The sequence below is a fragment of the Longimicrobium sp. genome, from assembly GCF_036280135.1.
Taxonomy (GTDB): Bacteria; Gemmatimonadota; Gemmatimonadetes; order Longimicrobiales; family Longimicrobiaceae; genus Longimicrobium.
This window is the reverse complement of the sequence record NZ_DASURI010000544.1, coordinates 1-10,585: the sequence shown is the minus strand read 5'-3', so window position 1 is coordinate 10,585 and position 10,585 is coordinate 1. Positions and strand designations below refer to the sequence as shown.

Sequence of the window (10,585 nt, the reverse complement as noted above, 5' to 3'; positions counted from 1 at the left end):
CAATCCACCCCAGGCCGTCCATGAACGACTCCTCGCTTACGCGCCAGGCCACCGCAGCCGCGGGATAGGTGCCCCACTCGTTGGCCGCGCCAAAGCGCGATGAACCGTCGCGGCGCACACTCAGGGTAAGCAGGTAGCGGTCCATCACCGACCAGTTCACGCGGCCAAAGAACGAGGCCAGCTTGCTTTCGTCCACGTAGAGCGAGGGCCGCACCTTGCCCGAGCCGGAGGGCAGGCCGTTGATGCCCAGTAGGTCCGACGCCAGGCTGTCGGCCTGGAATTCGGCGAAGTCGCGATCCCGCGTCTCATACGACCAGCCGGCCGTCGCGTCGATGTTGCTGTCCCACAGATCCAGGTCGCGCACGAAATTGCCGTACGCATCCACCACCGTGTTCAGCTCCGACGGATTGCGTTGAAAGAAGAAACCGCGGTTCACGCCACTTTCGATCTCGGCATACGTCGTGGTGGGGCGAAACTCCGTGCGCTCTACCGCGGTCATGTCGTAGCCAAAGCGCGCCGTGGCGCTCAGGCCTTCCAGGAACGGCAGCTTGTAGCGGGTTTCCAGGTTGCCCACGCTGCGCCAAGTGCTGCCCTGGTCCTGCACCAGCGCCAGTTCCGACAGCGGGTTGTTGGGGGCCAGCTGGTTGCCCGTCCATTCGAAGTACTGGCCATTGGCCAGGCGAATGGGCTGCGTGGGCGCAAAGGCCGTGGCCGCGCCCAGGATGCCGCCGGGGATGAACTCGTCCTCCGTGCGAGCACCCCGCACGCTCACCTGCATGCTCAGCCGGTCGTTGAACAGCACGTGCCCGTAGTTCAGGGCCGCCGACAGACGCTCCGTGCTCGTGCCGCGGATGACACCCTCCTGCTCCAGGTAGCCCAGCGACAGGCGGTAGTTCATCTCCCCGCCGGAGCCGGACAGCGCCAGCGTGTGCTCCTGGCCCAGGGCGTCGCGCTCCAGCTGGCCGTACCAGTCGGTGTCGGCGTTGCCCAGCAGCGCCACGCGGCCGGGCGCGTACTGCGTCACTGCGGCGCGGAACTGGTCGGCGCCCAGCAGGTCGGGCCTGCGGGTGACCTGGGAGGTGCTGAACGAGTTTGTGTACGAGAACTGCGGCTGGCCCCCGCCGCCCTTCTTGGTGGTGATGATCACCACGCCGTTGGCGCCGCGCGAGCCGTAGATGGCCGTGGCGCTGGCGTCCTTGAGCACCACCACGCTCTCTATGTCCTGCGGGTTCAGGAAGTTGAGCGGATTGCGGCCGGCGCTCAGCCCGCCGCCCACGGCCAGCGGGGTGCCGTCCACCACGAACAGGGGCTCGTTGCTGGCGTTGGCCGATGTGCCGCCGCGCACGCGGATGCTCAGCCCGCCGCCCGGCTCGTTGTTGTCCACGACCTGCACGCCCGCCACCTTGCCCTGGATGAGCTGCTCGGGGCTCACCACGCGGCCGGTGTTGAACTCCTCGCTCGTCACCACGTCCACGCTGCCCGTGACGTCGCGCTCCTCCTCGGTGCCGTAGCCGATGGCCACGACTTCCTCGAGCAGCAGGGCGCTGGACGAAAGGGCGAGGGTGACGTTCGCGGTGCCGCCGGCGGTCACGTTCACCTGCTGCCGCGCCGTGGCGTAGCCGATGCGCGAGGCCTGCACGGTCTGCGCGCCCGCGGGCACGCCCGACAGGCTGAAGCGGCCTTCCGTGTCACTGACGGTGCTGCGTCCGCCCGCGGTCACGGCGGCCCCGGCCAGGGGCTCCTGCGACGTGCCTTCCAGCACGCGCCCCGTGACCGTGCCTGACTGTGCGCTCAGCGAGGCCGCCCCCAACAGGCAGCCGATGAGCGCGAAAAGGATCGAACGACCGAGTGCCATGGTGGTGTGTCCTCCAAGGGTGGGGGAAGTGGGTGAGCGGAATGCAAGCCGGCGGGGGCCGGCACGGGATCACACGGGCAACGGGCTCAAAGGTCCTGCAATCCTGCCATCGGGCACGCCGGCGCCGGGTTTGTCAAGATTCCCAACAAATCCGGCGCGACGCTCCCTGCGCGGGCTCCGGGGGCGATCCTTCCGCCCGTTTCGGAGCCTGTCCCGGCGCGTCCGTCATTCGTCAACAAATCAGACAAATTCAGGTGCGGCGCGGTCCTTCTGGTCCAGCGACTGCGGGTTATGCGGTCCTGAGCGGGTCCGGTTGGACTGCGGATGCCTCGGTTGGGTAACGGCTGAGTAATTAGTATCGTAATCTTCCAAACTTGCCGTGTCAACATCGTCTCGCGTCTGCTGCAACCGTATCCCGCCGCACCCCGCGCGGGGTGGAAAGGGCGTGGTGCCTCACGATTCCGTCCATCGGGGGTTTTCCGCGCGGCACGTGGAGATGCGGCGGACGCGACTTTGGCAACAAGTCTTACAAATCCAGATCACGCACCGGCCGGGCAAAAAACCAACGGCAACGGCATTCTCACGCAGAGCCGCGGAGGACGCAGAGTACCCCATCCCCAGCGGACCGTCGCCTCTCTGCTTCGGGGCGGACGCCGGGAAGCATCTGGAAGCGCAGGGTTTCTGCTACGCGACGGCCGGTCGCGGACCGGACGGAGCCCGCAGGAGGACGGCGTCCCTTGGCAGAGGGACTGCTTTCGGCGAGGGGACGGGATCCGCGTTTTTTCGGAGAGGCACGATGGCGGCGCCGGGGGCGGATGTCTGCCGGTGCAGATCATCCACCTGATCGCGATCGGGAAGAGGCTGCCCGGGCCGGACCTCTCCGCGCGGCGCGGTACGGGATTGGCTACCGGATGACGCCGTTCGCTGGACGCATCCACTTGCATGGAGGCTGACGATGAAGAAGCTTCGCCTGAGCGTCGAGGACCTGGCCGTCGAATCGTTCGCGACGGCGCGCGGGACGGACGAGCCCGGGACGGTGCGCGCGCACGACGCGGCCATCACGGAGTCGTGCACCAACTGCACGTACGACGACACGCTGTGCGGCCTTACCCGGGCCTGCTCCAACGCCGCCCCGCTCTGCTGACGCACCTCGACCCGGCCGGGAAGGACGGAAGGGAGCCGCCCGCGAGGTCGGCTCCCTTCCCGTCTCCCGCCCGCGCCGGCAGACCGGCGCGACGCTTATCCCACCAGCTCGTCGACCCGTTTCGCCGAGAAGCCGGCGGTGGCGCGATCGGCGCGGACGATGACGGGGCGCGTGACGAAGGTGTACTCCTCCGTCATCAGCCGCAGCAGGTCGTCGTCGCTCAGCGTCTGCTCGTGCAGGCCCATGGCGCGGTACTTCATCGCCCGCCGCGAGAACAGCTTGTCGGCGCTGCCCACCTTGCGTGCCAGGTCCTCCACCTCGGCCCGCTCCAGCGGCTGCGCCTTGAGGTCGCGGAAGGAGCGGATGGGCACGCCCTTCTCCTGCAGGTACGCCACCGCCTTCTGGCAGGTGGTGCAGTGCGGCAGCCAGTACACGTCCACGCCAGCGTCACTCGTCATCGGCGGATCCCCGCAATCGGCAGAAGTTCAGCGCGCGGACCCCGCGCCCGCGCGCGGCACAATCTATCCATCCGCCCATCGTTCACAACGTAGACGGAGGACGGGGCAACAAAAAGGCACGCAGCCCGTGCGGAACCGCGTGCCCTTCGTCGCCCCCATCCGACCGGCTTACGCGCAGAGGCAGCGGTACGAGGCGTAGCCGCCCAGGTTGGGGTTGGGCTCCCAGGCGGGGGCGGCGTGGGGGTGCGGGCGCAGCTGGGCGAGCGTCTCCAGCAGCGCCTGCACGGCCACCTGCACCTCCACGCGCGCGATGGACGCGCCCGGGCAGCGGTGCGAGCCGGAGCCGAACGCCAGGTGCGGGTTGGGCCGCCGCGCGGCCTCGAGCGCGTGGGGATCGGCAAAGACGGACGGGTCGTGGTTGGCGGCCTCCAGGAACAGCACCACGCGGTCGCCGCGGCGAATGGAGGGTCCCTCCCGGCCGTCCTCGCCGTCCAGGCGCAGGTCCTCGGCCGCGTAGCGCGCCACGTACCGCGTGGGCGTCACCACGCGCAGGATCTCCTCGGCCAGGCGCCGGCCGGAGCCCGGGTTCTCCGCGATCTGCCGCCGCCATTCGCCCCACGACGGCAGCAGGAGGGGAATGCCGCTTCCCAGCGCCTTTTGCGTGGTCACCCGCCCCGCGGCGAACGCCATCATGCACTGGATGACGACGTCCTCCTCGTCGTCCAGCCCGCCGTCGCGCAGGAACGCGCCGATCAGGTCGTCGGACGGGGTGCCGCCGCGCGCCGCCACCTGCGCGCGAAAGTAGTCGCCCAGCTGCACCACCTCGGTCACGTCCACCTGCAGGTACCCGCTGGTGATGTTGGCGAAGGTGGTGGACCAGCGCTCCAGCCGCGCCATCTCCTCCTCGTCCACCTCCGGCAGCCCCATGATGCGGGAGATGGCCTCCATGGAGAACGGGATGGCAAAGTCGCCCAGCAGGTCCAGCTCGCCCCGGGCGCGGCCGCGCTCCGCCAGCACCCGCGCCACCTCCAGCAGCGGCCCCGCCAGCGCCTCCTGCCGGCGCGCCAGCTCCACGAGCACGGCCCGCCGCACGGCCTCCTGCCGGGGCCCGTCCGTGAAGATCACCTGCCGCTGCACCGCGTCGGAGAGAAACGACCGGCGGGCCGGGCGGCGCGCCGGCGGGGCGACGACCGTGGGATCGGAGATGAAGCGCGCGTCGGCCAGGATGCGGCGCGTGGCCTCGTGCCCCGTCACCAGCCAGCACCGCCCCGTGGCGTCCCAGGTAACGCGGTCGCGCGCGCGCAGGGCGTCGTACAGGGCGTGGGCGTCCGCGTACGCCGCCGTGAGGTCCTCGAGCGTGGCCGGCGCGCCGCTCAACTGCATGTGCATCTTCGTCCTGGGATGGATCCGTTCGTACCGCGTGCGGCGCCGGGGTGGACCGCCGGCGCGCCGTCAGGGGGGAAGTGTCTCAATATAACATGGCGGAAAAGATGCCGTACAGTAGCGCGACCGTTTTCGGCCGCGGCGCCGCGCTCCTCCATTCTCTCACGCGGAACCGAAGTGGAGACGGGCGGATGCGGACGCGCCGGGACGATCCCGCGGATCATCCCGGCGCGTTTCATCCAGGCGTGGGTCGCCGGCGGAGGATGGTCCGCCGGCGGCCTCATCGACCGATGTGGCGAACCCTCACAGCGAATCCAGGATGGGCTTGAAGTTGTTTCCCGCCCGTGCGTCATTCTGAGCGAGGAAGGCGCCAGCGCGGTCCATCTCCTCGCGTGGAACCGTGGGCGCCTTCCGACCGAAGACTCTGGTCGGGCCGCGCACAGACCTCGCCCATGCTGGACCTCGCGCGCGGACTCAGCGCGCGGGCGGGACCTTGCCCTCCGGCAACCAGATTCTTCGGCCGGCCGACGCCCGATGCACTGCGCGACGGGACAGTCTCAGCCGGCGCCGGCCGACCTCAGAATGACAGCACGGGCGAGAAACGGCTCTGCACCCACTCACGAACCGCGATCAGACGCCCGCCGTGGCCGGGGCGGTCTCGCGCGACGCCGTGTACGCGCGGCAGAGGCCGTGCACCTCGTCGTCCGTGAACGTGTGGTCGCAGGTCTTGGCGGCCTCGAACACGTGCGCGCACAGCGCCTCGTCCGCGCCGTCGTAGCCATGGGCCCGCAGCCAGTGGCGCACGTTGCTGATGCCGCTCATGGGCGAGATCTCGATCACCTGCCGCAGGCCGAACCAGCCGGCCGGCACGCCGCTGTAGATGCGGTCCGCCAGCCACGCGTCGCCCTTGCTCTCGGCCTTGATGATGGCCGCCGCGTGCACGCCCGTCCCCGTGCGGAACGCGTCCTCGCCGAACACGGGCCAGTTGTACGCCAGGTCCACGTGGCACGCCTGCGACGCCAGCGCCACGTACTCGTTCAGCCGCGACAGGTCCCAGTCGTGCAGCCCCAGCAGCTTGAGGTTCACGAGCAGCAGGTCCATCTCGGCGTTGCCGCAGCGCTCGCCGATGCCCAGCGCCGTGCCGTGGATGCGGTGCGCGCCCTCCTCGATGGCCGCCAGGCAGTTGGGCACGGCCAGGCCGCGGTCGCGGTGCCCATGCCAGTCCACCTTCACGTCCTCGCCGGACGGCTTCACCACCTCGTCGATCACGTAGCGGATGAGCTGGCGAACGCCGTGCGGGGTGGCATGGCCCACCGTGTCGCACACGCAGATGCGCCGCGCGCCGCAGTTGATGGCCGTGGTGTACAGCGCCTTGACCACCTCGGGCGTGGCCCGCGTGGTGTCCTCGGTGACGTACATCACCGGCAGGTTGTTCTCCACGGCAAAGGTCACGGCCTCTTCCGTGGCGCGCAGCATCCGGTCCAGCGTCCAGTCCTCGGCGTACTGGCGGATGGGCGACGAGCCGATGAAGGTGGCCGCCTCGATGGCGATGCCCACGCGCTGCGAGACGTCGATGATGGGCTGTACGTCGTTGCGGTGCGTGCGCGCGGCGCAGTTGGGCTCGATGGCCAGCTTGCTGTCGACGATCTCGCGGGCCAGCGCCTCCACGTCGCGCACGGCGCGGGGGCCGGCGCCCGGCAGGCCGATGTCGGCCGCGGCAATGCCCAGCTCCGCCATCAGGTGGATCAGGCGGATCTTGTCGCCGATGCTGGGGTCGTGCACGGACGGCGACTGCAGCCCGTCGCGCAGCGTCTCGTCGTTGAGCTGCACGCCGCGGCGGGTGGAATAGTCGAAGGAACCGTCCAGCGTGTTCCAGTCGTAGATCAGATCGCTTTCCTGCATCGGCTTGAACCTCGCGGCGTGCTTGGCGGTGACGGGATGCGGCGCGGCGGACGGCGGGGGATGCCGTCCGCGATCATTTGTGCAGAGACTGAACCTAACTCATTTCCCCGCTGTCGCAAAAGGGCCCGCCCCCGGTGCGCCGGAGGGAACGGACGTCGTCTGCCACGGGAACCGCGAGTTCGGCGGCTGGGCCCGACTCCCATCCGCCGCTCCCCTGCCCCGCGCGTCCTCGACCGAGCCGATGATCGCCGTTGCGGAACGGAGCCGGACCGTCCGCACACGTCCGCGCGCCGACGGATCGAGTCATCGCCCGATGACGCGCAACAGTCGTTCCCGTGCGCGGATACGCATCGGACCTGTCCGCGCCCGGGCGAAATCCTACATTGTCGCCGCCGCCGATCCGGATCGAGGGACGGCGGCGGATCCGCATCGAACGATTCCACCGACACGTCGACATCGATCCCATGAGCCTGTCCGACGATCGCGCCGCCCTTCCGCGGCTCCTGGAGCTGGCCCGGGCCGAGGCGGAGCGGTTCCTGGGCGCGCTGGACGAGCAGCCCGTGGCGCACCGGGTGCCGCGCATCGATCCGCTGGGCCTGCCGGATGCCGGGCTGGGCGCGGAAGGCGCGCTGGAGCAGCTCCGCGCCCGCTACGCGCCGTGGATGAGCGGCAGCGCCGGCCCGCGCTACTTCGCGTTCGTCACGGGCGGCACCACGCCCGCCGCCCTCGTGGGCGACTGGCTGACGGCCGCGTACGACCAGAACCTGGCGGACGCGGGCGAATCCGCCTCGCGCCAGCTCACGCTGCACGCCATCGCCATGTTCCGCGCGCTGCTGGGCGTGCCGGACAGCTTCGACGGCGCGCTGGTGACGGGCGCCACGGCGTCCGCCATCACGGCCATGGCCACGGCGCGGCAGTGGGTGGGCCGGCAGCGCGGCGTGGACGCGGCGGCGGAGGGCGTGCACGCCATCGGTCCGGTGCGCGTGCTTTCGGGGACGCCGCACGCCAGCGTCTTCAAGGCGCTGTCCGTGACCGGAATGGGGCGCAACGCGCTGCGCGTGGTCCCCACGCTGCCGGGCCGCGAGGCCGTGGACGTGGACGCGCTGGCCGATGCGCTGGCCCGCGTGGAGACGGAGGGCGAGGGCCCGGCCATCGTCGTCGCAAACGCGGGCACGGTGAACACGGGCGACTTCGACGACCTCGCGGCCGTCGCGGCGCTCCGGGCGCGCTTCTCGTTCTGGCTGCACGTGGACGGCGCGTTCGGCGCGGTGGCGGCGGCGAGCCCGCGCTATCGCGACCGCCTGGCCGGCATCGAGTCCGCCGACTCGCTGACGGTGGACGGGCACAAGTGGCTCAACGTGCCGTACGAGTCGGGCGTCATCTTCACGCGGCACCAGGGGCTGGAGGGAGAGGTGTTCCGCAGCGCCGGCGCGTATCTGCCGGCCACGCCCACGCCGGACACGTTCATCCACCTCACGCCGGAGAACAGCCAGCGCCTGCGCGCCCTGCCCCTGTGGATGACGCTAGCCGCGTACGGCCGCGCGGGCTACGCGGAGGTCGTGGAGCGCTGCTGCGACGCCGCCGCGTGGCTGGGCGGGCGGATCGGCGCGCATCCGGGGCTGCGGCTGCTGGCGCCCGTGCGGCTGAACGTGGTCTGCTTCACGCTGGCGGAGGCGGACGGGCAGGCGCGGCCCGCGGCGGAGGTGCAGGCGTTCCTGGACCGGCTGGCGGCGGACGGCGCGGCGTTCCTCACCCCGACGACGTACGCCGGCGTGCCCGCCGCGCGCATCGCCGTCTCCAACTGGCGCACGACGCGGGCGGACGCGGAGCGCACCTGGGCGGCCATGGAACGCGCGCTCGCCGGCTGACCACCGCGGTCGCGTTCGGAGCGCTGGCCCCGTCGCCGACTCGGGCGAGACCAGCGCCCGTGCCGACTACGACTTTCGGCCGCCTTCGCGCCGGAGGGGCTGAAGCCGCCGCAACGACAGCGGAAAGCCTCACAAACTGCGTGAGGCTTCAACGGCTTGATGGGCGCCGCCGGTGCACACGAGACGACCTCCGCTGGGGCAGGCCGCGCAGGCGGACTTCGCGATTTTCCAGCGGCGAATTCATTCGCTCCGGCTGGGGGGCGGGCCGTCACCGGATCAGATTCACGACAGGCATCATTCGTCTCCCCTTTCGCCTGTGCTCTCCCGAAACATCCGCTGTCCCCGTTGACGCACGAAGCCTGCGGCGGCAGGTTGCCGCGCTTTCGCATCACGCACCCTGAGCACACGCGGACGGCCACCCTGCGCGACCTGACCCGGCAGACCGCCCTGCAGCCCCTGCGGCGGCAGGTGCACCAGACCGACGACCAGACGCTCGCCGAGCAGATCGAGCTCGTGCGCATCCCCGCGCCCCCCTTTGCCGAGGAGGCGCGCGGCGCGCACGTGCTTGGCCGCTTCGGCGCGCTGGGCCTGGCCGACGCCCGGCGCGACGAGATCGGCAACGTGCTGGGCACGTGGGCGCCGGAGGGCGCGGAAGGCGCGCCCGTGGTGGTCGCCGCGCACCTGGACACCGTCTTTCCCGCCGGCACCCGCGTGGAGCCGCGCACCAGCGGCAAGCGCATCCACGCGCCCGGTATCACGGACAACTGCCGCGGCCTGGCGGGCATGCTGGCCGTGGCGCGCATCCTGGCCGCGTCCGACGTGCGGGCGCCCCGTCCCGTGCTCTTTGCCGCTACGGTCGGGGAGGAGGGCATCGGCGACCTGCGCGGCGTAAAGCACATGTTCCGCGAGGGTTCGCCCCTGCGCGGCGCGGCGGCGTTCATCGCGCTGGACGGCAGCGGGCTGCGGCGCATCGTGCACCGCGCCATCGGCTCGCGGCGGCTGCGGATCGAGATCGCGGGCCCCGGGGGGCACTCGTGGTCCGACCGCGGCGTGCCCAACCCGGTGGCCGCGCTGGGCTCGGCCATCGCGGGAATCGGCGGGTTCGCCCTGCCGCACCCGGACCGCTCCGCACTCACCGTGGCCCGCGTGGGCGGGGGGACGAGCGTGAACGCCATCCCCGAGGACGCGTGGATGGAGCTGGACATGCGCAGCGAGGTGCCCGGCGTGCTGGGGCGGATGGAGGACGACGTGCGCGCCGTGCTGGCCCGCGCCGTGGAGGCGCAGAACACGGCGCGCCGCAACGGCACGCCCCCGCTGCGGGCACAGGTGGAGATCATCGGCGACCGGCCGTCAGGCGAGACGACGGCCACGCACCCGCTGGTGCGCGCGGCGTCGCTCATCACGGGCTCGCTGGGCGCGCAGCCGGAGCTGGTGGGCTCGTCCACGGACGCAAACGTGCCCATGGCGCTGGGCATCCCCTCCATCGCCATTGGCGCGGGCGGCGACAGCGGCGGCATTCACACGCTGGACGAGTGGTACGCCAACGACGGCGGCGCGCTGGGCGTGGAGCGGGCGCTGCTGGTGGTTCTCGCGGCGGCAGGCGTGTGAACGAGGGTACGGAAGTGCGTGAGTGCGAAAGTGCGAAAGTGCGAAAGCACACGGGCGAGGTCGTGCACGCGGGCGTGGGTCGAGCCGGAGCGGGTAAATTCGCCGTCGCTGGGACAGCGATTAGCCTCGTCTCGCGCTGACGCGCTCTGCGAACGAGGCTTCCACCGACCGGCTCCCCGTCCCGGTGCACATCGCCCAACTTCGCTGGGGCAGTCCGCGCAGGCGGACTTCGTGCCTTTCCAGCGGCGAATTCATTCGCTCCGGCTGGGACTCCGCGTCTCCTCCACCGACCGGCTCCCCGTCCCGGTGCACATCGGCCGACCTTCGCTGGGGCAGTCCGCGCAGGCGGACTTCGTGCCTTTCCAGC

7 protein-coding genes are annotated in these 10,585 nt (G+C 71.2%); 3 read left to right on the top strand and 4 right to left on the bottom strand.

Annotated elements, in window-relative coordinates:
* Positions 1-1,855 (bottom strand): SusC/RagA family TonB-linked outer membrane protein (locus VFZ20_RS17460; RefSeq protein ID WP_329685201.1); only part of this gene is annotated, 1,855 nt, incomplete at its 3' end.
* 955 nt (positions 1,856-2,810) lie between these two features.
* On the opposite strand from VFZ20_RS17460, the gene VFZ20_RS17455 reads away from it, so the two are divergent.
* Complete coding sequence (locus VFZ20_RS17455) at positions 2,811-2,999, top strand: hypothetical protein (RefSeq protein ID WP_329685200.1); 189 nt, start codon at positions 2,811-2,813, stop codon at positions 2,997-2,999.
* A 95-nt stretch (positions 3,000-3,094) separates the two neighbouring features.
* On the opposite strand, the gene VFZ20_RS17450 is transcribed toward VFZ20_RS17455, so the two are convergent.
* From VFZ20_RS17450 to VFZ20_RS17440, 3 genes are all read right to left on the bottom strand, one after another.
* Positions 3,095-3,457 carry an arsenate reductase family protein gene (locus VFZ20_RS17450; protein ID WP_329685199.1) on the bottom strand — a complete coding sequence of 121 codons (363 nt, stop codon included), beginning with the start codon at positions 3,455-3,457 and terminating at the stop codon, positions 3,095-3,097.
* Positions 3,458-3,625: 168 nt separating this feature from the next.
* Positions 3,626-4,846 (bottom strand): cytochrome P450, encoded by a 1,221-nt coding sequence (locus VFZ20_RS17445; protein WP_329685198.1) that lies wholly within the window; start codon positions 4,844-4,846, stop codon positions 3,626-3,628.
* A gap of 624 nt (positions 4,847-5,470) precedes the next feature.
* Positions 5,471-6,742, bottom strand: a complete 1,272-nt coding sequence (locus tag VFZ20_RS17440) for a hypothetical protein (protein ID WP_329685197.1) — start codon at positions 6,740-6,742, stop codon at positions 5,471-5,473.
* 464 nt (positions 6,743-7,206) lie between these two features.
* Here VFZ20_RS17440 and VFZ20_RS17435 point away from each other — a divergent pair, with 464 nt between their 5' ends.
* Positions 7,207-8,610 carry a pyridoxal phosphate-dependent decarboxylase family protein gene (locus VFZ20_RS17435; protein ID WP_329685196.1) on the top strand — a complete coding sequence of 468 codons (1,404 nt, stop codon included), beginning with the start codon at positions 7,207-7,209 and terminating at the stop codon, positions 8,608-8,610.
* Positions 8,611-8,955: 345 nt separating this feature from the next.
* Entirely contained in the window at positions 8,956-10,218 is a 1,263-nt protein-coding gene (locus VFZ20_RS17430) for a M20/M25/M40 family metallo-hydrolase (protein ID WP_329685195.1), read from the top strand.
* The last annotated feature ends 367 nt before the right edge of the window (positions 10,219-10,585 follow it).

Coding starts and splice junctions, on each gene's coding strand:
- VFZ20_RS17455 (WP_329685200.1), top strand. CDS start 2,811: ATGAAGAAGCTTCGCCTGAGCGTCGAGGACCTGGCCGTCGAATCGTTC.
- VFZ20_RS17450 (WP_329685199.1), bottom strand. CDS start 3,457: ATGACGAGTGACGCTGGCGTGGACGTGTACTGGCTGCCGCACTGCACC.
- VFZ20_RS17445 (WP_329685198.1), bottom strand. CDS start 4,846: ATGCACATGCAGTTGAGCGGCGCGCCGGCCACGCTCGAGGACCTCACG.
- VFZ20_RS17440 (WP_329685197.1), bottom strand. CDS start 6,742: ATGCAGGAAAGCGATCTGATCTACGACTGGAACACGCTGGACGGTTCC.
- VFZ20_RS17435 (WP_329685196.1), top strand. CDS start 7,207: ATGAGCCTGTCCGACGATCGCGCCGCCCTTCCGCGGCTCCTGGAGCTG.